The organism is Roseburia sp. AF02-12, assembly GCF_003461765.1.
GTDB classification, from domain to species: domain Bacteria; phylum Bacillota; class Clostridia; order Lachnospirales; family Lachnospiraceae; genus Roseburia_C; species Roseburia_C amylophila.
This window is the reverse complement of sequence record NZ_QTXS01000001.1, coordinates 1,017,331-1,041,273: the sequence shown is the minus strand read 5'-3', so window position 1 is coordinate 1,041,273 and position 23,943 is coordinate 1,017,331. Positions and strand designations below refer to the sequence as shown.

The following is a 23,943-nucleotide window of genomic DNA, read 5'->3' as shown; positions in this document are numbered from 1 at the left end:
GAACAAAATGGAAAAGACACAGAGCAAGACAATTATTACTGTAGTAGGAAAAGATACTGTAGGAATTATCGCAAAAGTTTGTACTTATTTATCAGAACAGCATATCAATGTACTGGATATTTCACAGACTATCATTGACGGATTCTTCAATATGATGATGATTGTTGATTTAAATACATCCAAAACACCATTTGCTGAGTGTTCTGCAGCACTGGAAAAATTAGGTGAGGAAATCGGTGTTACCATCAAATGTCAGAGAGAAGAAATCTTTGATATGATGCACAGAATTTAATACGACTTACATAAAAGGGAACTGCTGTTGGCAGGTCACTAAGGCGTATCAATGAAAATACAGGAAATGAGCTGCGTAGAAAGGCAGAATATAGGAGACAAAAAATGATTAATATAATGGAAGTAAGCGAAACCAATAAAATGGTGGAGCATGAGAACTTAGATGTCCGTACCATTACCATTGGAATCAGTCTTTTGGATTGTATTGATTCTGATTTAAAGAAGTTAAACGATAACATTTATAAGAAAATTACTACAGTGGCAAAGGATCTGGTATCAGCAGGAAATCAGATTGAGCAGGAATTTGGAATCCCAATCGTAAATAAAAGAATTTCCGTTACACCAATTGCACTGGTTGGCGGGGCAGCCTGCAAGACACCGGAAGATTTTGCAACCATCGCAGATACTATGGATGCAGCAGCCAAAGCAGTAGGAGTAAACCTGATTGGTGGATATTCTGCACTGGTATCCAAGGGAATGACAAAGGCAGATGAGCTTTTAATCCGTTCTATTCCAATGGCACTTTGCCGTACCGAAAGAGTCTGCAGTTCTGTAAATCTTGCATCCACAAAAACCGGAATTAACATGGATGCTGTAAAATTAATGGGAGAGATTCTCTTAGAGGTGGCAGAGCAGTCTAAGGACAGAGATTCTGTAGACTGTATGAAACTGGTTGTATTCTGTAATGCGCCGGATGACAACCCGTTTATGGCAGGCGCATTCCATGGTGTAACAGAGGCAGATGCGGTAATCAATGTTGGTGTCAGCGGACCGGGTGTTGTAAAGACTGCACTGGAAAAAGTCCGTGGAGAGAACTTTGAAGTATTATGTGAGACCATCAAGAAGACTGCATTTAAAGTAACCCGTGTAGGTCAGCTTGTAGCACAGGAAGCGTCGAGAATTTTAAATATTCCATTTGGTATTGTAGATTTATCTCTGGCACCAACTCCTGCAATCGGAGACAGTGTAGCAGATATTCTTTGTGAAATTGGTCTTGAATATGCAGGTGCACCGGGAACGACAGCAGCCCTTGCTCTTTTAAATGACCAGGTTAAGAAGGGCGGCGTAATGGCATCTTCTTATGTTGGTGGTTTAAGTGGTGCATTTATTCCGGTCAGCGAAGACCAGGGAATGATTAATGCAGTACAGGCAAATGCCATTACACTGGAGAAATTAGAAGCAATGACCTGTGTATGTTCCGTAGGTCTCGATATGATTGCAATTCCGGGTGATACCAAGGCAACTACCATTTCCGGTATTATTGCAGATGAAATGGCACTTGGAATGATTAACCAGAAGACTACAGCAGCCCGTCTGATTCCGGTAATCGGAAAGGGAGTAGGCGATACTGTAGAATTTGGTGGATTATTCGGCTATGCACCGATTATGCCGGTAAACCAGTATTCCTGTGATGCATTTATCAACCGTGGGGGAAGAATTCCTGCACCAATTCACAGCTTTAAGAACTAGGATTTTTTGAAATGGAGAAAGAAAATGAGTGATATCCGTAAACTTGTGTTTTTTGAACGAGGCGTAGAAACATTAACTTATTTTTCACATGAGATGGCAGCGTCATTTCGCAAGATGGGATATCAGATTTTCTTCTTCGACATTCAGGCAGAATATGCTGATACGAAACGATTAAGCCGCTTTTTAAAAAGTGGCGAGACCGCAGTCATTACCTTTAACTTTATCGGATTAAGCGGAGAGGAGTTCCTGCTGGAGACAGAGTCTCAGTCTGTCTTTGCCAGCAGAAATATTCCGGTCTACTGTATTCTTGTGGACCATCCGTTGTATTATCATAAGCAGCTTGATGAGACAATTCCGAATCTGACTGTGTTCTGTATCGACCGTCAGCATATTTCTTATATGAAACGGTTTTATAAAGGGATTCCCTGTCATTTTTTACCATTGGCAGGGAATTTTCTGATGGATGGGGAAGAGCGAGTCCCAACAGATTTTATTCCATATGAGAACCGGGAATATGAAGTGGGTTTTATCGCAAACTATGTGCATCTTCCGGCAATTGAAGAGCATTTTACCAGCCAGACGAAGGAATATATTGATTTCTATCATGAGATATTAAATTATCTCCGCCTGCATCCGTCAGAGCCGTTAGATTCTGCCATGGAGCATTTTGTCCGCCGGGAGATTCCGGAAGTAACGGAGCGGGAGCTGATGGCATGCTTTGCAGGAATGCTTTTTTTGGATATGTATAACCGGACTTATTTCCGTGGAGAAACGGTGCGGACATTGGTAGACAATGGAGTACGGGTACATGTTTTTGGCAAAGGGTGGGAGAATCTTAAGGTAAAGCATCCGGAGAATCTTATTTTAAACGGAAGACAGCTTGATTCTGCCGAATGCGTAAAAATCATCCGGAATACAAAGCTTGCATTGAATACCATGCCGTGGTTTAAGGATGGAGCCCATGATAGAATTTTTACAGCCATGTTAAATAAAGCAGTATCCCTGACAGATGGCAGCATTTATTTAAAGGAGCGTTTCTGCGATGGAAAAGATCTGGCATTTTATGAGTTAGAGCATCTGGATGCATTGCCGGAGCAGGTATTATCCATGCTGGGGCATCCGAAGAAAATGAAAGAAATCATAGAATATTCTTATGAACGGGCACTTAAGGAAGATACCTGGGCGAACCGTGCAGAACGTCTGAGAGAGTTCTTATAGAAATAGAAAATCTTATGAAGGGGAGTCCTTAGAGGAAGAATTCCTTGACAAGTGTTTTGGAATATGTTTTACTAAATTCAGGTCATATGACTGACGGAACCGTGGGAATAACCACATGAAGTATGACCTGAGAAAGCCGACCGTCTGGGCAGTTAAGCTCGGGATACGTGTCGGTATTTTTTATGCATGCAAACAGGAAAAGTCACAGGGAAAATTCGAAAGAGAAAGAGACTTTGACGAAAGCTGCAGCAACTTTAAAAATTACATGGAGCGTAAGAAGGAGGAACAAAAATGAAGATGACTTCATTAGCAGAAGAACTTGGAAGCACTACTTATCCGGGAAGAGGAATTGTAATTGGAAAGTCGAAGAATGGAAAGTATGCGGTAACTGCTTATTTTATCATGGGAAGAAGCGAGAACAGCCGTAACCGTGTATTTGTTGAGGATGGAGAAGGAATCCGTACCCAGGCATTTGACCCTGCAAAATTAAGTGACCCAAGTCTTATTATTTATGCACCGGTTCGCGTACTGGGCAATAAGACCATTGTAACCAATGGAGACCAGACAGATACCATTTATGAACTGATGGATAAACAGCAGACCTTCGAACAGGCATTAAGAACCAGAGAATTTGAGCCGGACGCACCTAACTATACACCGCGTATTTCCGGAATCATGCATGTGGAAGATGGAAAATACAATTATGCAATGTCTATTTTAAAGAGCAACAATGGTAATCCGGATGCCTGCAACCGTTATACATTTGCTTATGAGAATCCGGTAGCAGGAGAAGGACATTTCATTCATACTTATATGAATGATGGCAATCCATTACCAAGCTTTGAAGGCGAACCGGTACTGGTTGATATCGGAGATGACATTGATGCATTTACCGAGCTGGTATGGAATAACCTGAATGCAGACAATAAGGTATCCTTATTTGTAAGATATATTGATATTGAAACCGGAAAATATGAAAGCCGCATTGTAAACAAGAACAAATAAGATTTTGTGAATAAGATTCGTTCGAGAGAGGAAAATAAAATGAAAGAATTAGAATTAAAATATGGTTGTAACCCAAATCAGAAACCATCCAGAATTTACATGGAAAATGGCGAATTGCCAATCAAAGTATTAAATGGTAAACCAGGTTATATTAACTTCTTAGACGCATTCAATGGCTGGCAGTTAGTAAAAGAATTAAAGAAAGCAACCGGACTTCCGGCAGCCACTTCTTTTAAACATGTTTCTCCGGCAGGTGCAGCAGTGGGACTTCCACTTTCTGAAGTAGAGCGTAAGATTTACTGGGTAGATGACATGGATGTAGAATTTACACCGATTGCTAATGCATATGCAAGAGCAAGAGGCGCTGACCGTATGTCCTCTTTCGGAGATTTCATTTCTCTTTCTGATGTCTGTGATAAAGCAACCGCACTTTTAATTAAAAGAGAAGTATCTGATGGAGTTATTGCACCGGGCTATGATGATGACGCATTAGAAATTTTAAAAGCAAAGAAAAATGGCAATTACAATGTCATTGAAATTGATCCTGACTATATTCCAGACCCAATCGAGCGTAAACAGGTATTTGGCGTTACCTTTGAGCAGGGAAGAAATGAGTTAAATATTGACGAGCATTTCTTTGACAATATTGTAACAGAAAACAAAGAGCTGCCGGAATCAGCAAAGAGAGATCTGGCAATTTCCATGATTACTTTAAAATATACACAGTCTAACTCCGTATGTTATGTAAAAGACGGACAGGCAATCGGTATTGGTGCCGGACAGCAGTCCCGTATCCACTGTACCAGATTAGCAGGCTCCAAAGCAGATAACTGGTGGTTACGCCAGTCTCCACAGGTACTGAATCTGCCATTTTTAGATAAAATTCGCAGAGCTGACCGTGATAATGCAATCGACCTTTACATTGGCGAGGATTATATGGACGTACTTGCAGATGGCGAATGGGAGAAGATATTTAAGACCAGACCTGCTGTATTTACGGCAGAAGAAAAACGTGCATGGTTAGATAAGAATACCGGAGTATCTCTTGGCTCTGATGCGTTCTTCCCATTTGGAGATAACATCGAGCGCGCCCACAGAAGTGGCGTGCAGTATGTAGCACAGCCGGGCGGATCTATCCGTGATGACCATGTAATCGAAACCTGTAACAAATATGGTATGGTGATGAGCTTTACCGGAATCCGTCTGTTCCACCACTAGGAGCTGGAAAATCAGATAGGATTTGAAAGATAAGATTTTGCTTTGTGAAAGGACATTTAGTTCCTGCTATAAAATTCCGCAGTTACTAAGCAGTTTGTTTTTCTTTTTGAGATAAAAACAGTCTTTCCAATGTTTGACAAGATGTCTGTACGGTTCGTCGAAGTACGGATGCATAATAAAGGCTGTTAGGGGCACTTGGAATTTCGTCTGGCAACAGGCAACGCTGGCACAGGGATGTGCCAGCGAGGCGCATTTGAACATGGATGTGAATTTGCGCTGGTTGCCAGATAATGTGATGTATTATCCGAAATTCCCAGTGCCCCTTGCAGGCTTTATAGAGCATCCGTACCCGACGGACAGTGCAGACATCCAGTCAAAGCAACGGAAAGACAGTTTACATTCAAGAAAAACAAACTGCTAAGAACTGCTGAAATTTTACTGCCAAAGAACTAAGATGTCCTTTTACAATCAAAATCTTAGTTCTTATCAAACACTCTTTTGATTTTCCCACCAACCAAATGGTGGAATCAGACGGCACGGAAAATTCACACCCTTACAATATTGCGTACAAACTCGCTTCTGGCATCCTGACCGGTTATTCCGGACAGGATGTTTTCGTATAATTCGCCGGCAAAAATATCAAAATCAAAAACCTTTGCTGCATCGGAAGAAAGAAAGTTATAGGCATCGGCAGTTTTGGAGATCATAGGAACACTGGCGTAGTTGCTTAAAATAGTAAGAAGCCTGGAAGCATCTTTGCGGAAACCTAAAATCCGGAGATAAGGAATATAATCCAATGATCTGCCCAGGCGGTAATCGTCCTTTGTAATCTGAAGCAGAAGGTGCGTGAAAATCCGGCTGATTCTGGTATAAGTCATATCCTTTGTTTTCAGTAACTGGCAGAACTGCTCAAAGGAATGAAACTGTTTTTGCAAATTTTTTATCCGGTGGGCAATTGCTTCATTGGAATCACCACAGAAAGCCAGTTGTGCTTCACTCTGCTGTAACAGAAGGTAAGAGAGCGGAGCAGAAAAATCATTGGCAGAAACCGGCGGATAAAGATTAAGATATTCTTTTAAAATAGAATAAGCAGCTTCCGGCAGATATGGATTTAATGTAGTGATGTCATTCCAGCCGTTTGAAAGAAGTTCTTTTCTTATGGCAGTGGCAGAGGAAAGACTGCTGTTAAGTGCCGCTTCGTGATAGCCGTCTCCGGTCCGCTGAATCAGATAAGGGGTGATGGCGGCATTCTGAGCCTGAATCGCTTTTAAATATTCAATAGCAAGAATATTATTTGGCTCATTTAAAAGGCTGGCAAGTTCATCTGCCGGGATTTGCGGGTTGGCTTCTTTTAAATAGCTGCATACCGCCTGACTTCTTGCGGCAGGATAGGACATTCCTTTTTTGAGACAGGAAGAGAGAACTTCTTTGTAGTCTTCTGGTTCGGATACGAGCAGGGAAGCAACTTCTTTTAATAAAGAAAGATTGTCTGTTTCTGCACCAAAGCAGAGGGTGTCTACACAGCCACATTTACGCATGAGTGCAACACCTGCAGAAGCAAAAAGTTCGGCAGAAGCAGTTGCCCAGAGGGCTGGCAACTCAATTACCAGGTCAGCACCGCAGCTTAAAGCCATTTCTGTTCGTGCATATTTGTCAATAAGAGCCGGTTCTCCCCGCTGGACGAAATTTCCACTCATGGCTGCGATAACGAAGTCAGCCTGGGTCAGGGAACGGATTTTTTCTATCTGGTAAGCATGACCGTTATGAAACGGATTGTATTCTGCAATGATTCCTATGATGCGCATAAGTCCTCCAAAGTTACAAATAATATAGTTCTATCATAGCATTATTCCCATATTTTTGGCAAATTACTTATGGAAAGTATTCATAAGAAGAATTTCGAAAAAATATTTTTCTTTGCATTTTTTCAGACACTGTACTTGAACACCATTTAAAATAGGGGTATACTAAACATACATATGCGGATTTGTAACAATGAACCGTAAAAAAATAGCAGTGAGGAGAAAACAGATGAACGTATTAGTTATTAACTGTGGAAGTTCTTCTTTGAAGTATCAGCTTATTAATTCAGATACAGAAGCTGTACTGGCTAAAGGACTTTGTGAAAGAATCGGAATTGATGGAAGATTAGTATACCAGCTTGCTGGCCATGATAAAGAGATAACAGAAGCACCAATGCCGACCCATAAAGAAGGTATCCAGATGGTACTGGATGCACTGGTAAACCCAAAGACAGGTGCGGTAAAGAGTCTTTCTGAAATTGATGCAGTAGGACATCGTGTCGTACATGGTGGCGAGAAATTTGCCCAGTCTGTTGTATTAAATGAGGAAGTATTAGCAAAAGTGGAAGAGTGTAATGAGCTTGCACCACTTCATAACCCTGCAAACTTAATTGGTATTCGTGTATGTCAGGAACTTATGCCTGGTGTACCAATGGTAGGTGTGTTTGATACCGCTTTCCATCAGACCATGCCGCAGAAGGCTTATCTTTATGGTCTGCCATATGAATATTATGAAAAATACAAGGTAAGACGTTACGGTTTCCACGGAACAAGCCACAGCTTCGTATCCAAACGTCTGGCTGAGTTCTTAAATCTTGATTATAACAATTCCAGACTGATTGTTGCCCACCTTGGAAACGGCGCATCCATCAGTGCTGTATTAGATGGTAAATGTGTAGATACCTCTATGGGACTTACTCCATTAGAGGGACTTGTAATGGGAACACGTTCCGGTGACATTGACCCGGCAATCATGGAATTCATTGCAAAGAAAGAAAACCTTGACATCGACGGAATTATGGATGTATTAAATAAGAAATCCGGTGTAGAGGGACTTTCCGGTGTATCCAGTGATTTCCGTGATCTCGAGGCTGCTTATCATGAAGGAAATCCAAGAGCAATTGCAGCATGTGAAGTATTTGCTTACCGTGTAGCAAAATATATCGGTGCTTATGTGGCTGCAATGAACGGAGTAGATGCCATTGCATTTACCGCAGGAATTGGTGAGAATACATCTTTTATCCGTGAGAAGATTCTTGCATACTTCGGATATCTTGGAATTACCATGGATAAGGCAGCAAATATGGTTCGTGGAGAGGATAAGATTATTTCTACTCCGGATTCCAAAGTAACCGTATGCATTATCCCGACCAACGAGGAACTTGCAATCGCAAGAGAAACCGTAGCTTTGGTAGGCTAAAAAAGGAAAAATATTGTTGACAAAAGCTATAGTGCTATGTATAATTGTTTAGGTGTGAAAAGGAGACAAACGTGATATTAGATTTAACCGATGTATGTTCATGTGAAAATAAAGAGCTTACGAAAGAGGCTGTAATTGAATTGACATCCTTTGATTCAAAGTTAGGTGTGTTTCCGTTCATAGAGAAAAAGCCATTCGAGCTGCGTATCGTTAACGAAGAGAATAAGGATTTACTGATTCACGGAGAAACGGACGTAAGGATAGCAATACCATGTGACCGCTGCTTGGAAGAAGTTCCAACAGATTTCCACCTTGTATTCGATAAGAAGTTCCCATTGGAAGATGCGGATGCTTCGGAAGAAGAGATGGATGAGGCAGACTACATGAAAGGATTTCAGCTTGATATTGATAAAATGGTCTATGATGAAATCTTGGTGAACTGGCCAATGAAGGTTCTGTGCAGAGAGGATTGCAAGGGGATTTGTAAGAAATGCGGTACGAATCTGAATGTCAAGACTTGTGACTGCGAGAAATCTGAGCTGGACCCGAGAATGGCAGCAATTCAAGATATTTTCAATAAATTTAAGGAGGTGTAACCAGATGTCAATTTGTCCAAAGAACAAATCTTCCAAAGGAAGAAGAGATAAAAGAAGAGCAAACTGGAAAATGACTGCTCCAAGTTTAGTAAAATGCAGTAAGTGCGGCGCTTTGATGATGCCTCACAGAGTATGTAAGAACTGCGGTTCATACAACAAGAAAGAAATTATTCCTCAGGACTAATTAAGAAGTGACCCGGGAGTGTTTGTAAAAACACTCCCTTTTTACTTTCTGAAAAAGATAGGCATTTGCAAAACAGATTCTGTTTTGTGGATGCCTATTCATAGAAAAGGAGAAGGTATGAGCAATATTTTTAATTATAATAATAAGTTCTTTAGCGCATTTGATAAAGTGATTAACATATTTTGCTTGAGTTTAATCTGGTTCATGGCATGTATTCCGGTTTTTACTATTGGCGCGTCCTGCACGGCATTATATTATGCAGTAAATAAAGTAATCCGCCATGGCAGAGGATATATCTGGAAAGAGTTCTGGTCATCTTTCCGTTCCAATTTCAAACAGGCAACCGTAATCTGGCTGATTTTTCTATTAATTGGTCTTATTATGGGAGCAGACTGGTTTATTATGTTTCAGTTTATGAAAGCCGGAGCAGCATGGGGCAAGGCTTTTGTGATTTTTGTTGTTATGCTGGTATTTGAGATTGCAATCTGGTTATATGTATATCCGAACATTGCCCGTTTTGAAAATACCAATAAAGCAATTGTAAAGAATGCAGCACTGATGTCATTTGCACATCTGCCAAAGACCATTCTTATGCTGGTGATTTTGCTGGTAATTGCATTTTTAGTATATCTGATTCCATTTTTATTAATCTTTGCACCGGCGGCATTTATTGCAATTCAGAATGGAATTATGGAGAAGATTTTCTTGCGTTATATGTCAGAGGAGGACATTGCCAAAGAAGAGGAACGGAACCGGGAATATTTCAATTAGTTTTCTGTTGATTTCTATGGAAAGTTATAGTATATTTCAATATAGGCTTAATGTGATGGCAGATTTACAGGAGGAATGTATATGCAGGAAGTCATTAGAGTGGCAGTTGATGCAATGGGAGGCGACAACGCGCCGGGCGAAATTGTAAAAGGTGCCATCGAGGCAGTAAATACACGCAGAGATATACAGGTTGTACTGGTTGGACAGCAGGAGGTTATTGCTGAAGAATTGAAAAAGTATACCTATGAGAAAGACCAGATTGAAATTAAGAATGCAACAGAAGTAATTGAGACTGCGGAACATCCGGTAAATGCAATTCGTAAGAAAAAGGATTCATCAATTGTTGTGGGAATGAATATGGTAAAACAGAAGGAAGCAGATGCATTTGTATCGGCAGGAAGTTCCGGAGCCGTATTAGTTGGTGGACAGGTGATTGTAGGAAGAATCCGTGGTATCGAGCGTCCGCCTTTGGCACCGCTGATTCCGACCGAGACAGGAGTATCCCTGCTCATTGATTGTGGAGCAAATGTAGATGCCCGTTCTTCACATCTGGTACAGTTTGCCAGGATGGGTTCCATTTATATGGAAAATGTTGTGGGAATCAAGAACCCGAGAGTTGCAATCGTAAATATCGGAGCAGAAGAAGAAAAAGGAAATGCACTGGTAAAGGAAACATATCCTTTATTAAAAGAATGCAAGGATATCAATTTTGTGGGAAGTATTGAAGCAAGAGAGATACCACATGGCGGAGCAGATGTCATTGTCTGTGAAGCGTTTGTAGGAAATGTAATCCTTAAACTTTATGAAGGACTTTCCAGTACGCTGATTGGTGTAGTAAAGCAGGGAATGCTCAGCAGCCTAAAGAGTAAGATTGGTGCAGCATTGGCATTGCCGGCACTGAAGAAGACATTAAAATCTTTCGATGCATCCCAGTATGGCGGGGCACCATTGCTTGGACTGAATGGACTGGTGGTTAAAACACATGGAAGCTCCAAGGCGAAGGAAGTAAAGAATTCCATCATTCAGTGTGTTACATTTAAAGAACAGGATATCAATAATAAAATCAAAAAAAATATAGTAATTTCTGAAACAGAAGAATAGAAAGGAAAAGATTATGGAATTTGAAAAACTGAAAAAAATTATTGCAGAAGTCCTGAATGTGGACGAAGAAGAGATTAGTATGGAAACTACTTTTGTAGATGACCTTGGCGCAGATTCATTGGATGTTTTCCAGATTATCATGGGTCTGGAGGAAGAATTTGATATTGAGATTCCAAATGAAGAAGCAGAGAAAATTGTTACTGTAGGCGATGCGGTAGAGCAGATAAAGAGTGCGCTGAACTAAAAGCAGAATAGATAGTATTCTTCAAAGGAAGCATATTGTGCGAAAGAGTCCGGCATGCCGGATTCTTTTTTGCTTTACAGGAAATTTCTTTCCTGTAAAGTAAAAAACGCTCCGCGAGGATGCACACTGCGGCGTATAAGGTAGATGTCGCAAGCGACCGCCGCAGGCGGCTTGCAAAGCGTGTTTCCCGTAGTTTGCGGGCAGCATCGACAGTTAGAAGGAGAAAACAGTGAGCAGATTACATGAATTTGAAGAAGTGATAGGATATCATTTCAACAATCAGGGATTATTAAGACAGGCATTAACCCATAGTTCCTATGCCAATGAAAGACATATGAAGAAGCACTCGGATAATGAGCGGCTGGAATTCTTAGGCGATGCAGTGCTTGAGGTTACATCCAGTGAATTCTTATACCAGAAGTATCCGGATTATTCGGAAGGTGAACTGACCAAGCTCCGGGCAAGTCTTGTGTGTGAGCCGACACTGGCATTTTGTACCAGAGCAATTGATTTGGGAAAATATCTGTATCTGGGAAAAGGAGAGGATTTAACAGGAGGAAGAAATCGGAAATCCATTCTTTCGGATGCATTGGAAGCAGTAATAGGAGCAATTTTTCTGGATGGTGGTTTTGCTAATGCAAAAGAGTTTGTGTTAAAATACATTCTGACAGACATTGAGCACAAACAGCTCTTTTATGATAGCAAGACTATCCTGCAGGAGATAGTACAGGCAGGATATAATGAAGAACTGAATTATCAGTTGATTCGGGAAGAAGGACCGGATCATGATAAGCGGTTTGTGGTAGAAGCCAGAATCGGAGAAAAGTCCATTGGAGAGGGAATGGGACATACAAAGAAAGCAGCAGAACAGGAGGCTGCATATCAGGCGCTGCTTAAGCTGAAACAGCAGGAGAATAAGCGCTCTTAAACGGAGGAAGTTATGTATCTCAAAAGTATTGAAATTCACGGTTTTAAATCATTTGCAAATAAAATTGTATTTGATTTTCACAACGGAATCACAGGCATTGTGGGGCCAAACGGTAGTGGAAAAAGTAATGTTGCGGACGCAGTGCGCTGGGTATTGGGAGAACAGAGTGCCAAGCAGCTACGTGGTGCAAGCATGCAGGATGTTATTTTTGCGGGAACAGAGAATCGTAAGCCATTAAGTTATGCATATGTTGCGATTACATTAGACAATGCAGACCATCAGCTTGCGGTAGATTATTCAGAAGTAACGGTAGCCAGAAGAGTATACCGTTCCGGAGAAAGTGAATATCTTATCAATGGCAATCCATGCCGTCTGAAGGATGTAAGCGAGCTTTTTTATGATACCGGTATCGGTAAAGAAGGTTATTCTATTATCGGACAGGGTCAGATTGAGCGAATCTTAAGCGGTAAGCCGGAGGAAAGAAGAGAACTTTTCGATGAAGCGGCAGGAATTGTAAAATATAAGAGAAGAAAAGTAACCGCCCAGAAGAAATTAGAAAGTGAGCGGGAGAACCTGGTACGTGTCAATGACATTTTGACAGAGCTGGAGCGTCAGGTAGGACCGTTGGAGAAACAGTCAGAGACCGCAAGAATCTATCTTAAGAAAAAGGAAGAGTTAAAGACCTTGGATGTTAACATGTTCCTTTTAGAGATGGAGCGGATTGAGACCCAGACCAAAGAAGTAGAAGAAAAGTTTAAAATTGCAGATACCCAGTTAAAAGAAGACAACGAGGCATACGAGAATATCAAAGCGGAGTATGAGAAAAAAGAGCAGGACATGGAAGAAATGGATGCGAAAATCACAGAAATCCGCGAAGAACTCAGCAATACCAATGTCATGAAGGGAAAACTGGAAGGTCAGATTAATGTATTAAATGAGCAGATTAAGGCTGCACAGATGACAGATGACAGCTTAAAAGCACGTTTGGAACAGTTAGAAAGTGACCGGAAAGAAAGAAAAGAACAGCAGGAGCATTATCTTGCACAGAAGCAGGAAATTGACAGCCAGGTAGCAGAGATTGAAGCACGCAAGCAGGCAGCTTCTGATGAGTTAGAAAAGATTCAGAAGGAAATTGCCCGCTGTACGCAGGGCATCGAAGAAGGCAAGAATGAGATTATTGAGATTCTGAATAATAAAGCTTCCACAAAAGCAAAATTACAGAAATTCGATACCATGGCAGAGCAGGTAAATATCCGCAAAGCCCAGTTGAATCAGCGTCTCTTAAAGCGTAAAAGCGAAGAAGCAGATTTGCAGAGTGTATTGTCAGAATATCAGGACAAATTAGCAGAAGTAAGTCGTGAGATTGAAGCATTAAAGGCAAAAGAAAAAGAGACCGCAGACTTAATTCAAAGCTGGCGTAAGAAAACAGCAGAGAACCGGAGTGCCTTAGAAAAAGCAACTATTGACTATAATAAGGGAGAATCCCGTCTTGAGACCTTAAAAAATATTGCAGAGCGTTATGAAGGCTATGGAAACAGTATCCGTAAGGTAATGGAGCAGAAGGATAAGGAAGGCGGAATCCTCGGCGTTGTGGCAGACCTCATTCAGGTGGACAAGAAGTATGAGACAGCCATTGAAGTTGCACTCAGTGGAAACATCCAGAACATTGTTACGAAAGACGAGCAGACAGCAAAGAAAATGATTGCTTATCTGAAACAGAATCGTCTGGGACGTGCCACATTCCTGCCGTTGACCAGTGTTACCGGTAAGGATAACAGCAAGCAGGATGTATTTTTAAAAGAAGAAGGCGTAATCGGAAAGGCAGATACGCTGGTAAAACATGATGCAAAATTTGACGGTGTAATGTCCTATCTTCTTGGAAGAGTCTTTGTTATGGACTCCATTGACCATGCGTTGGCACTGGCGAAGAAGAGCCATTATTCTTTACATATGGTAACCTTGGAGGGTGAGTATTTAAGCCCGGGTGGTTCCATTGCCGGTGGTGCCTTTAAGAATACCGGTAATCTTCTGGGAAGAAAACGCGAAATTGACGATTTGACGAAGAGACTGGAAGAACTGAAGAAAACCATTGCATCCTGCAAGGAGCGGAGCGAAGAAATCCGCACTGCACAGGAACTTGCCATGCAGGATATGGAAAAGGTACGGACTGATTTACAGGAACAGTATTTACAGCAGAATACAGCCAGGATGAATGTAGACCGTACCTTGCAGCAGAAGAATGAAAGCGAGAGCGTATTTGAAGGTTTAAAGAATGAGAGCCAGGATATTGAAGAACAGTTGACGGATATTAAGAAGGGCAAGGAACGTACGGAAGAGGAAATCAAAGAAGCAGAAGTACGGGAAGAAGAAATCAAAGCCCAGGCAGAGCAGTTCCAGGTGATTTTAGAAGAACAGATGAAACTGGAAGAGGCTGCAACTGAAGCTGTTTCCAAGGTGCAGTTAGAGGAAGCCGGATTCACACAGAAACAGGAATTCATACAGGAAAACTTAGAACGTGTGGAAGAAGAGTTAGAGCGTGTATACAAGAATCAGGAGTCTTTGAAGAATCAGTCAGCAGAATCCAAAGAAGATGCAAAACGTCATGAGGCAGACATTGAAGCCATCCGAAAGACCATTCTTGCATCCGATGAGAATTATGCGGCATTGAATCAGAAGCTTTCTGAGAGCATTGCTGCAAAAGAACAGATGTCAGCAGAGTATAAGGGATTCTTTGAACGAAGAGAAGAGATTTCCAAGCGGATTGCAAATCTTGACAAAGAGATTTTCCGACTGAACAGCCAGAGAGAGAAGTTAGAAGAGGCAGGTGAATACCAGACCAATTATATGTGGGAGGAATATGAGCTGACTCCGCATAACGCATTGCTGCTTCGCAATGAAGAATATCAGGATTTGCCGGAACTTAAGAAACAGATTTACGGTATCAAGGATGATATCCGAAAATTGGGTGATGTCAATGTCAATGCCATTGAAGAATATAAAGAAATCAGTGAACGTTATACGTTTTTAAAGACGCAGCATGATGATTTGGTAGAAGCAGAGCAGACGCTGGTGGGTATCATTGAAGATCTGGATACCGGAATGCGCAAGCAGTTTACCGAGAAGTTTGCGGAAATCCAGCATGAATTTGACAAGGCATTTAAGGATCTCTTTGGTGGTGGTAAAGGAACCTTAGAGTTAGTCGAGGATGAGGACATCTTAGAGTGCGGCATCCGTATTATTGCACAGCCACCTGGAAAGAAGCTGCAGAACATGATGCAGTTGTCCGGTGGAGAGAAATCGTTGACAGCCATTGCACTGTTATTTGCAATTCAGAACTTAAAGCCATCTCCATTCTGTCTTTTAGACGAGATTGAGGCAGCGTTAGATGATTCTAACGTAGGACGTTTTGCAAAATATCTGCATAAATTAACGAAGAATACGCAGTTTATTATCATTACGCACCGAAGAGGAACCATGGCAGCAGCCGACCGCCTGTACGGAATTACCATGCAGGAGAAGGGTGTATCCACACTGGTAAGTGTAAATCTGATTGAAGAAGATTTAGATAAATAAGAGAAATGAACAGAGAAAGAAGTGACAAGATGGAAGAAGAAAAGAAAGAGAAAAAAGGCTTTTTTGCCCGCCTTGTATCAGGATTAACCAAGACAAGAGATAACATTGTATCCGGTATTGATTCTGTATTTCATGGATTTTCACATATTGATGATGATTTCTATGAAGAAATCGAAGAGATTCTGATTATGGGAGACCTTGGTGTACATGCCACAGAGGCAATTTTGGACAAGTTAAAGGAACGTGTCAAAGAAGAAAAAATCAAAGAGCCGGCAGACTGTAAAGAGCTTCTGATTCAGAGTATCAAAGAGCAGATGGATGTAGGCGAGACTGCATACCGCTTCGAGGAAGAAAAATCTGTCGTTTTAGTCATTGGTGTAAACGGAGTCGGAAAGACAACCTCTGTTGGCAAGCTGGCAGGTAAATTAAAGAGTCAGGGTAAACGCGTGGTTTTAGCTGCGGCAGATACCTTCCGTGCAGCGGCAGGAGACCAGTTAAAGGAATGGGCGAACCGTGCCGGAGTAGACATGATTGGCGGCCAGGAGGGTGCTGACCCGGGCTCTGTGGTATACGATGCAGTAGCAGCTGCGAAAGCAAGAAAGGCAGATGTCCTTTTGTGCGATACTGCCGGACGGCTTCATAACAAGAAAAATCTGATGGAAGAACTTCGCAAAATCAACCGTATTCTGGAAAAAGAGTATTCTGATGCATACCGCGAGACCTTGGTAGTATTGGATGCTACAACCGGACAGAATGCACTGGCACAGGCAAGACAGTTTGCAGAGGTGGCAGACATTACCGGAATTATTTTAACGAAAATGGACGGAACCGCAAAAGGTGGTATCGCAGTTGCCATTCAGTCAGAACTTGGCATCCCTGTAAAATATATCGGTGTCGGTGAAACCATAGATGATTTACAGAAATTTGATTCCGGGCAGTTTGTAAATGCATTGTTTGATGTAAAGGAAGATTCGGGAGAAGAAGGAGAGACAGAATGTTAACATTAGATAAATTTGAAGAAGCAAGTGAAAAAGTAAAAGAAGTAACTTTGGAGACCAAATTAATTTACAGCAATTATTTGAGTGAGCAGACCGGTAACAAAGTATATCTGAAACCAGAAAATATGCAGTTTACCGGAGCATATAAGGTACGTGGTGCCTATTATAAAATCAGCACTTTATCCGAAGAAGAAAGAGAGAGGGGACTGATTACCGCTTCCGCAGGAAACCATGCCCAGGGTGTTGCCTATGCAGCAAAATGCTATGGCTGTAAAGCAACCATCGTTATGCCAACCACAACACCACTGATTAAAGTAAACCGTACCAAGAGCTATGGTGCTGATGTAGTACTTTATGGAGATGTTTATGATGAAGCATGTGCACATGCTTATGAACTGGCTGAGAAGCATGGATATACCTTTATCCATCCTTTTGATGATTTGACGGTTGCAACCGGTCAGGGAACCATAGCCATGGAAATCTTTAAAGAACTTCCACTGGTTGAGTATATTTTAGTTCCAATCGGAGGAGGCGGACTGGCAACCGGTGTTTCCACTCTTGCCAAATTACTGAATCCAAAGATTAAAGTGATTGGTGTAGAACCGGCTGGAGCAAATTGTATGCAGGCTTCCTTTAAGGAGGGTAAGGTTACAACACTTCCGGCAGTGAATACCATTGCAGATGGTACCGCAGTAAAGACTCCGGGAGAAAAAATCTTCCCATATATTCAGAAGAACTTAGACGATATCATCACCGTAAGTGATGATGAGCTGGTCGTATCTTTCCTTGATATGGTAGAAAACCATAAGATGGTGGTAGAGAACTCCGGTTTACTTACCGTTGCCGCATTAAAGCATCTGAATGTGAAAGACAAACGGGTCGTATCCATCCTGAGCGGTGGAAACATGGATGTCATTACCATGTCTTCCGTTGTTCAGCAGGGACTTATTTTCCGTGACAGAATCTTTACTGTATCTGTACTGCTTCCGGATAAGCCGGGTGAGCTTTGTAAAGTGTCCGGAATCATCGCAAGAGAGCAGGGAAATGTTATCAAGCTGGAGCATAACCAGTTTGTAACAACCAACCGTACCGCAGCAGTTGAACTTCGCATTACATTAGAGTGCTTTGGACCGGAGCATAAACAGCAGATTATCAATGCTTTGGAAAAAGAAGGCTATAAACCAAAACAGGTTCGTACCAGCCTGTAAGGGACGTTTATTGGAAAAGGATATTTTTCAATTTCTTTGCAGACAGAAGAAAAAAGTATAGTTTGTATTCATAAAAACTTACTAAATTTCTGATTATCTTTTCATAAGTTGGTAAATGCCGATATATCCCGTATTTTAGGGCTTTATCGGTATTTTCTTTTTGGAAGATACCTTGCATAAGCTGGCATTTACCAGCATGAAAATGCAACCAAAAGTAGTAAATGAGTAGTAAATATAAGCTCCGATATTAACAAGCCAGTCTTTCCAGTTCCGCTTTTGCAGATTGAAATGTACCGTGTGCGTAATAGCCAAGTGTCATGGTTATGTTAGCGTGTCCCATGAGATATTGCAGGGTGTTTGGGTTCATTCCTCTATTTGCCATATTCGTACAATAAGTATGCCTGAATGAATGTGGTGTGATGTTCGGTAACTTATCCGTGTGATACTTGTTATATTTCTTAATCAATCCTCGCACCATACCCTCATAGTTTCCTGCAACTTTAGGCAAGCCCTCACGGTTTAAGAATAGGAAATTGCTGTAACCACCTACAATCAGCGGTTGTGCTTTTCCTCTGCTCTTTAGTATTCTTTGGATTGCTTGATAAGCCCGTTCTGTCAATGGAAGTTCCCGTTTTCCGTTTTTGGTCTTTGGTGTTTCAATATAGTAGCCTATTTCGCTATCTTTCAATAGCTGGTGGTCTATATTGAGTATTCTGTTCTGCATATCAATATGCGTCGTCAGTCCGCAAAATTCAGAAATACGAAGTCCCGTTTCCAGCAGAAGCACAACCTCATCATAATACTTGCTGTAAATCTTGTCCTTTTCCATAAAGGCAAGCAGGCGTTCTTCCTGCTCTGGTGTAAGGATAACTTTCTGCTCCGTATCATCTTCCAGAACATCACTTAGCTTAAATTCAAACGGGTTCTTTCTGATACAGTCGTCTTGTATCGCCATGTAAAATGACGCTTTCAAGGAACGCTTATAGTTATCAATCGTTTTATAGGCATATCCTTTTTCACTCATTCTGATAGCCCATTCTTTAGCGTCCGATTGCTTCACAGTATCAATCGCCCTCATACCCAACGGGTCGTTTTTCAGAGCGTTCATAAGATACTGTCGTCCTTTTTCAGTAGCCCTTTTGATGTTCTTTCTTTGGCTGTTCTTCTTGTCGTAGAGCTGGCAGACTGTCATTTTACCGCCGACTGTGTCGATACCGTCGTTAAGGTCTTTTTTTATCTGTGCTTCTTTTTCCCTCAACGATATATCATCACGCTTTCCAGCAGGTGTCTTGTCTGTCGGTACAAGTTTCCAAGAATAGACAAATTGTGGCTTTCCGTATATATCGGTATATTTATAAACGTATCTTCCGTCTTTTCGCTGGCTCTCTCCATTACGCAAATTGCGATTTTTACCGTCTTTTCGTTTTACATTAGACATAGTGTAAAGCTCCTTTCCGTCATGGAATGAGCCGTGATACGCTATATTTATTATACCATATCTACGGCTCAATGACATTAGATTTCGTCCAATGTATCTATGATTTTTTCAAATTGTTTTCGCTTAATCTGAATACGGTTACCGTTCACGATAACCCAGCCAGCGTCAATATTTTCTTCGGCTAATTTACGCAATTTCTTTTCGCCAATGCGGAAGTATTTGGACGCTTCTTCAATCGTCAGCGTATATTTTTCCCAGATAGGCACATCAGTATTGTTCATAATCTATGCACCCCCTTTACTGTGTGTCATTTTTTACAAGCAGGCAGACGGCTTTGGAAAGCTCCGTTAGTATCTCAACTATTCCCATTCTTGTGGGCAGAACCGCACCATGCGGACGTATCATTATTCTGTGAGGATAGGTCGTGGCAAAACGACTTTTCCAACAGTCGCTCTCGGATCACTGCGTGGGTCGCTCGCTTTCTTTTGAAAAGGTCGTGGCGTACAGTCCCCGTGGCTCGCTATCTCACAAACGTATCTGTCTGCTTTATTCAGTTGTCAAAGAGCTGTGGCGAAAGCGTGTTGCTTTCATGTAAAAGCAGGGGCAGAGCAGGAAAGAGGGGATTGAACAAATCATGCTCTGCGGTTACTGCTTGTTATTCTTCGGTTTCTAAAGGAATATCAAAGTCCAAAATCATTTTGATAAGTGCTTCTCTGATACGTCCTTTTAATTCCATGTCTACGACTATGCAGACATTACCATATTTGTCGTAGAACGGACGCAAACAACATTTTGATATGTACGGGTCATACAACGCCAGTATCTTTTCAATCGCATTTACGTTGCCGTCCACAGCCGACGAAATAAGGTAAAATGACGGGCGTGTGTTATTCATCATTCATGTTCTCCTTTAATTTTTTCTTGATTTCTTCAAGTGAGTTCTTCCTACTGCGGAACGACGTTGAACGGTTAATCTTTAATCTGTCGCCGATTTCTGTATCGCTCATGCCTAAGAAGAAATACATCAACAAGATTTCTCTGTCTTTTTCAGACAGATACTTAATCGCTTCTGCTAAATCATCATCAAGGACACGAACCTCAATACCACATACATCAAAGGCGGTATAATCGCTTTCGTATTCGTCCCAGACTGCCAGCTTTTCTACGACGATTTCTGGAAGTTCACAATAGGAAATTTCCTTATTTCTTCGTCGCTTTAATTCTTTGCGATAATTACGGACAATGCCTTTCACTACACGTTTGAGCTTGCAGTCAAATTGACATTGTATTGTCTTTTGGAAGTCCGACGGTTTCATATCATCACACCCCCTTTCCGTTATGACGTGAAAAGTGTTTATCCCTCTTTCCGCACCATATCTGTACAGCAAGGTGTGATTTGTTGCATGATTTTGAAAAAAAATGAAAAAATTTTTTCGGGTACAAAAAAAGCCCGCACAAAACATATAGTCTGTACGAGCTATTAAAGCTGTGAGATATTCAGTTGTTAATAAAATGCTGTTAGGTAGTGTATGACCGTATAAGATTATGCTTAAAACTTTCCATGACACAAGCCCCCTTACAGCACTTGATTTCTATTAAACTTTTGTCTTTTTTGTAATCTTGTAAATATATTCTTCTGGAGTAGGGCGTTTATTTCCAAAATACTTTCTGAAATTCTCCTGCACTTCTGGGTCGGTGCTGTTCATAGCTTCATCAATCGTCGCTTCAATATCAGCTCGAACATCAGCTAATGACACACCGCCAGCTTTTGCACCAGCTTTCAATGCTTTTTTAATATCTCGTTTTTTAAGTCCTATCATAGTATTACCTCGTCACAATTTACTGAATGTTTTAGAAATGTTTTTCAAAATGCTTATATAGAATAATCCCTAAAAATGTTTGCAGTAGGAATAAACCAAATATAATGCCTATAATCCATGCTTCAATATGAAGTAACGCAAGTACAAAAGCAACAAACAAGTACACGAAAGTCATTAACTGATATACTAAAGAACCAGCTTTCATTCTTAAAAATATTTTTCTTTCATCAACATTATTGATGTGATTTTCTCTATTTATATTTTGTAATTTTTCTTTATTTTTTGGCATTTCATAATAACAAATTTTCAATAATTGAACACCAGAAGCAAAAGCTAAACCGAACCCCATTGCGTAAAAAAGTGTAGCGTAATAATCAGTATCAATAACGAAATATCCAAAACATATAAAGATTATACCTATAATAATCTCAATGATAAATGATAATTTTTTCTTCATTGTTAATTCCACCTTTCAAAAGACTACATTTTCTGTATTAAAAAAATCGTTTTATGGTTGTTCAAATTATCCTGAATGTAAGTTTACTTTAGCTGAACATTTTAGAAAGAAAAAACTAACCAAAACGAATGTAAAAGAATTACTGGAGGGAAAAGAAACCCTGGTAAAAGGAATCAAAAACAAAGAGAAAAAGCCCTACAATGCCGTTGTAAAAATTGGGGAAAAGGGATATATTGATTTTATATCTTTCTCAAAATAAACATAAAAGCCCTTTAAAGAGGGCTTTTATATATTAATCACAAATCACTTATCACAAATCACTTATCACAAATCACAAGTGATTTGTGATTGTTGATGATAAAATAAGAATAAGAAGAAATAGAAAGAAGTGAGTGATTGTGGGAAATTTAGGCGCACAAAAAGAAAAACGAAATGATACACCAATCAGTGCAAAAAAAGATATAATGGGAGATAAGACGGTTCGTGTTCGTGCTGACTTGCACCATATCATAAAAATCGAAACAGCAAAGAATGGCGGAAACGTAAAAGAAGTTATGGAAATAAGACTTAGAAGCAAACTTAAGAGTGTGTTGATATTGCAGTATCTTAAAATTTTGTGTATAATAGGAATTGAAGTTAAATTAGATGCTAAAAATTTGTAATTAAGAAGGAGGGATTCGTCATGTTGGTATTCCAAATGCGTAATGTAGATAAAACATCTACTATTTTGAAACAGACTAAAAACAGTGATTACGCAGATAAATAAATACGTTAGATTAATTCCTACCAGTGACTAATCTTATGACTTTTTAAACAGATAACTAAAATTACAAACAAATCGTTTAACTTCTGTATTTATTTACAGATGTAATCACTTCAGGAGTGATTACATGAACAAAAATATAAAATATTCTCAAAACTTTTTAACGAGTGAAAAAGTACTCAACCAAATAATAAAACAATTGAATTTAAAAGAAACCGATACCGTTTACGAAATTGGAACAGGTAAAGGGCATTTAACGACGAAACTGGCTAAAATAAGTAAACAGGTAACGTCTATTGAATTAGACAGTCATCTATTCAACTTATCGTCAGAAAAATTAAAACTGAATACTCGTGTCACTTTAATTCACCAAGATATTCTACAGTTTCAATTCCCTAACAAACAGAGGTATAAAATTGTTGGGAGTATTCCTTACCATTTAAGCACACAAATTATTAAAAAAGTGGTTTTTGAAAGCCATGCGTCTGACATCTATCTGATTGTTGAAGAAGGATTCTACAAGCGTACCTTGGATATTCACCGAACACTAGGGTTGCTCTTGCACACTCAAGTCTCGATTCAGCAATTGCTTAAGCTGCCAGCGGAATGCTTTCATCCTAAACCAAAAGTAAACAGTGTCTTAATAAAACTTACCCGCCATACCACAGATGTTCCAGATAAATATTGGAAGCTATATACGTACTTTGTTTCAAAATGGGTCAATCGAGAATATCGTCAACTGTTTACTAAAAATCAGTTTCATCAAGCAATGAAACACGCCAAAGTAAACAATTTAAGTACCGTTACTTATGAGCAAGTATTGTCTATTTTTAATAGTTATCTATTATTTAACGGGAGGAAATAATTCTATGAGTCGCTTTTTTAAATTTGGAAAGTTACACGTTACTAAAGGGAATGGAGATAAATTATTAGATATACTACTGACAGCTTCCAAGAAGCTAAAGAGGTCCCTAGCGCCTACGGGGAATTTGTATCGATAAGGGGTACAAATTCCCACTAAGCGCTCGGGACCCCTTGTAGGAAAATGTCCTAAGTGTGGCAACAATATTGTATTAAAAAAATCGTTTTATGGTTGTTCAAATTATCCTGAATGTAAGTTTACTTTAGCTGAACATTTTAGAAAGAAAAAACTAACCAAAACGAATGTAAAAGAATTACTGGAGGGAAAAGAAACCCTGGTAAAAGGAATCAAAAACAAAGAGAAAAAGCCCTACAATGCCGTTGTAAAAATTGGGGAAAAGGGATATATTGATTTTATCTCTTTTTCAAAATAAACATAAAAGCCCTTTAAAGAGGGCTTTTATATATTAATCACAAATCACTTATCACAAATCACAAGTGATTAATCACAAATCACTTGTGATTTGTGATTCTTAATGATACAATATTACTATACAAAAAAAGAATGGGGCGTAGT

The 23,943-nt window shown here is 40.2% G+C and carries 26 protein-coding genes, 1 pseudogene and 1 riboswitch; of the genes and pseudogenes, 20 read left to right on the top strand and 7 right to left on the bottom strand.

Annotation, left to right across the window (positions count from 1 at the left end; all coding sequences use genetic code 11):
• Positions 1 to 7: 7 nt before the first annotated feature.
• The 5 genes from DV740_RS05190 to DV740_RS05165 all read left to right on the top strand — a co-directional run bounded on the left by DV740_RS05190 (position 8) and on the right by DV740_RS05165 (position 5,202).
• Complete coding sequence (locus DV740_RS05190) at positions 8 to 292, top strand: ACT domain-containing protein (protein ID WP_022244074.1); 285 nt, start codon at positions 8 to 10, stop codon at positions 290 to 292.
• A 104-nt stretch (positions 293 to 396) separates the two neighbouring features.
• Complete coding sequence (locus DV740_RS05185; RefSeq protein WP_117698745.1) at positions 397 to 1,761, top strand: PFL family protein; 1,365 nt, start codon at positions 397 to 399, stop codon at positions 1,759 to 1,761.
• A 24-nt stretch (positions 1,762 to 1,785) separates the two neighbouring features.
• The gene (locus tag DV740_RS05180; protein ID WP_118057239.1) at positions 1,786 to 2,979 is read left to right on the top strand and encodes a glycosyltransferase family protein; all 1,194 of its coding nucleotides are present in this window, start codon (positions 1,786 to 1,788) and stop codon (positions 2,977 to 2,979) included.
• A gap of 76 nt (positions 2,980 to 3,055) precedes the next feature.
• A riboswitch (ZMP/ZTP riboswitch) is annotated at positions 3,056 to 3,136 on the top strand.
• Between the two features lie 134 nt (positions 3,137 to 3,270).
• The gene (locus DV740_RS05170) at positions 3,271 to 3,984 is read left to right on the top strand and encodes an IMP cyclohydrolase (protein WP_022244078.1); all 714 of its coding nucleotides are present in this window, start codon (positions 3,271 to 3,273) and stop codon (positions 3,982 to 3,984) included.
• Between the two features lie 39 nt (positions 3,985 to 4,023).
• The gene (locus DV740_RS05165; protein ID WP_117841215.1) at positions 4,024 to 5,202 is read left to right on the top strand and encodes a phosphoribosylaminoimidazolecarboxamide formyltransferase; all 1,179 of its coding nucleotides are present in this window, start codon (positions 4,024 to 4,026) and stop codon (positions 5,200 to 5,202) included.
• 545 nt (positions 5,203 to 5,747) lie between these two features.
• On the opposite strand, the gene DV740_RS05160 is transcribed toward DV740_RS05165, so the two are convergent.
• Positions 5,748 to 7,007 (bottom strand): nucleotidyltransferase, encoded by a 1,260-nt coding sequence (locus DV740_RS05160; protein WP_118087553.1) that lies wholly within the window; start codon positions 7,005 to 7,007, stop codon positions 5,748 to 5,750.
• A 226-nt stretch (positions 7,008 to 7,233) separates the two neighbouring features.
• Here DV740_RS05160 and DV740_RS05155 point away from each other — a divergent pair, with 226 nt between their 5' ends.
• From DV740_RS05155 to ilvA, 10 genes are all read left to right on the top strand, one after another.
• Positions 7,234 to 8,424: an acetate kinase gene (locus tag DV740_RS05155; RefSeq protein WP_118087552.1), complete on the top strand. Its 1,191-nt coding sequence runs from the start codon at positions 7,234 to 7,236 to the stop codon at positions 8,422 to 8,424.
• 71 nt (positions 8,425 to 8,495) lie between these two features.
• A complete protein-coding gene (locus tag DV740_RS05150; protein WP_197420842.1) occupies positions 8,496 to 9,020 on the top strand; it encodes a YceD family protein in 525 nt (174 codons plus the stop codon).
• A gap of 4 nt (positions 9,021 to 9,024) precedes the next feature.
• A complete protein-coding gene (gene rpmF, locus DV740_RS05145) occupies positions 9,025 to 9,204 on the top strand; it encodes a 50S ribosomal protein L32 (protein WP_022244083.1) in 180 nt (59 codons plus the stop codon).
• Between the two features lie 117 nt (positions 9,205 to 9,321).
• Positions 9,322 to 9,975: a YesL family protein gene (locus tag DV740_RS05140; protein ID WP_158561517.1), complete on the top strand. Its 654-nt coding sequence runs from the start codon at positions 9,322 to 9,324 to the stop codon at positions 9,973 to 9,975.
• An 81-nt stretch (positions 9,976 to 10,056) separates the two neighbouring features.
• The gene (gene plsX / locus DV740_RS05135) at positions 10,057 to 11,076 is read left to right on the top strand and encodes a phosphate acyltransferase PlsX (RefSeq protein WP_022244085.1); all 1,020 of its coding nucleotides are present in this window, start codon (positions 10,057 to 10,059) and stop codon (positions 11,074 to 11,076) included.
• Positions 11,077 to 11,089: 13 nt separating this feature from the next.
• A complete protein-coding gene (acpP, locus tag DV740_RS05130) occupies positions 11,090 to 11,320 on the top strand; it encodes an acyl carrier protein (RefSeq protein ID WP_022244086.1) in 231 nt (76 codons plus the stop codon).
• Positions 11,321 to 11,549: 229 nt separating this feature from the next.
• Complete coding sequence (gene rnc, locus DV740_RS05125) at positions 11,550 to 12,248, top strand: ribonuclease III (RefSeq protein WP_022244087.1); 699 nt, start codon at positions 11,550 to 11,552, stop codon at positions 12,246 to 12,248.
• A gap of 12 nt (positions 12,249 to 12,260) precedes the next feature.
• A complete protein-coding gene (gene smc, locus DV740_RS05120; protein ID WP_022244088.1) occupies positions 12,261 to 15,821 on the top strand; it encodes a chromosome segregation protein SMC in 3,561 nt (1,186 codons plus the stop codon).
• 5 nt (positions 15,822 to 15,826) lie between these two features.
• A complete protein-coding gene (gene ftsY / locus DV740_RS05115; RefSeq protein ID WP_117841210.1) occupies positions 15,827 to 16,822 on the top strand; it encodes a signal recognition particle-docking protein FtsY in 996 nt (331 codons plus the stop codon).
• On the top strand, positions 16,816 to 18,027 hold the full coding sequence (gene ilvA, locus DV740_RS05110) for a threonine ammonia-lyase (RefSeq protein WP_022244090.1): 1,212 nt from the start codon (positions 16,816 to 16,818) through the stop codon (positions 18,025 to 18,027). Before ftsY ends, ilvA begins: the two co-directional genes overlap by 7 nt.
• A gap of 247 nt (positions 18,028 to 18,274) precedes the next feature.
• On the opposite strand, the gene DV740_RS05100 is transcribed toward ilvA, so the two are convergent.
• The 6 genes from DV740_RS05100 to DV740_RS05065 all read right to left on the bottom strand — a co-directional run bounded on the left by DV740_RS05100 (position 18,275) and on the right by DV740_RS05065 (position 21,742).
• The gene (locus DV740_RS05100) at positions 18,275 to 19,465 is read right to left on the bottom strand and encodes a site-specific integrase (RefSeq protein ID WP_009271880.1); all 1,191 of its coding nucleotides are present in this window, start codon (positions 19,463 to 19,465) and stop codon (positions 18,275 to 18,277) included.
• Positions 19,466 to 19,542: 77 nt separating this feature from the next.
• On the bottom strand, positions 19,543 to 19,746 hold the full coding sequence (locus DV740_RS05095; RefSeq protein WP_004613735.1) for an excisionase: 204 nt from the start codon (positions 19,744 to 19,746) through the stop codon (positions 19,543 to 19,545).
• Positions 19,747 to 20,120: 374 nt separating this feature from the next.
• Entirely contained in the window at positions 20,121 to 20,360 is a 240-nt protein-coding gene (locus tag DV740_RS05080; RefSeq protein WP_025487352.1) for a helix-turn-helix domain-containing protein, read from the bottom strand.
• Positions 20,353 to 20,781, bottom strand: a complete 429-nt coding sequence (locus DV740_RS05075; RefSeq protein ID WP_008787630.1) for an RNA polymerase sigma factor — start codon at positions 20,779 to 20,781, stop codon at positions 20,353 to 20,355. Before DV740_RS05075 ends, DV740_RS05080 begins: the two co-directional genes overlap by 8 nt.
• Before the next feature lie 279 nt (positions 20,782 to 21,060).
• Complete coding sequence (locus DV740_RS05070) at positions 21,061 to 21,285, bottom strand: hypothetical protein (protein ID WP_008787629.1); 225 nt, start codon at positions 21,283 to 21,285, stop codon at positions 21,061 to 21,063.
• A 31-nt stretch (positions 21,286 to 21,316) separates the two neighbouring features.
• Complete coding sequence (locus DV740_RS05065) at positions 21,317 to 21,742, bottom strand: hypothetical protein (RefSeq protein ID WP_008787628.1); 426 nt, start codon at positions 21,740 to 21,742, stop codon at positions 21,317 to 21,319.
• On the opposite strand from DV740_RS05065, the gene DV740_RS05060 reads away from it, so the two are divergent.
• From DV740_RS05060 to DV740_RS05035, 5 genes and pseudogenes are all read left to right on the top strand, one after another.
• The gene (locus DV740_RS05060; RefSeq protein ID WP_008787627.1) at positions 21,717 to 22,001 is read left to right on the top strand and encodes a topoisomerase C-terminal repeat-containing protein; all 285 of its coding nucleotides are present in this window, start codon (positions 21,717 to 21,719) and stop codon (positions 21,999 to 22,001) included. The genes DV740_RS05065 and DV740_RS05060 overlap by 26 nt on opposite strands.
• A gap of 205 nt (positions 22,002 to 22,206) precedes the next feature.
• Positions 22,207 to 22,376: pseudogene (locus tag DV740_RS05055) on the top strand (MLS leader peptide).
• 48 nt (positions 22,377 to 22,424) lie between these two features.
• Positions 22,425 to 22,508 (top strand): 23S rRNA methyltransferase attenuation leader peptide, encoded by an 84-nt coding sequence (locus DV740_RS05050; RefSeq protein ID WP_023948524.1) that lies wholly within the window; start codon positions 22,425 to 22,427, stop codon positions 22,506 to 22,508.
• A gap of 124 nt (positions 22,509 to 22,632) precedes the next feature.
• Positions 22,633 to 23,370: a 23S rRNA (adenine(2058)-N(6))-methyltransferase Erm(B) gene (gene erm(B) / locus DV740_RS05045; protein ID WP_002292226.1), complete on the top strand. Its 738-nt coding sequence runs from the start codon at positions 22,633 to 22,635 to the stop codon at positions 23,368 to 23,370.
• A 145-nt stretch (positions 23,371 to 23,515) separates the two neighbouring features.
• The gene (locus DV740_RS05035) at positions 23,516 to 23,800 is read left to right on the top strand and encodes a topoisomerase C-terminal repeat-containing protein (protein ID WP_002326770.1); all 285 of its coding nucleotides are present in this window, start codon (positions 23,516 to 23,518) and stop codon (positions 23,798 to 23,800) included.
• The last annotated feature ends 143 nt before the right edge of the window (positions 23,801 to 23,943 follow it).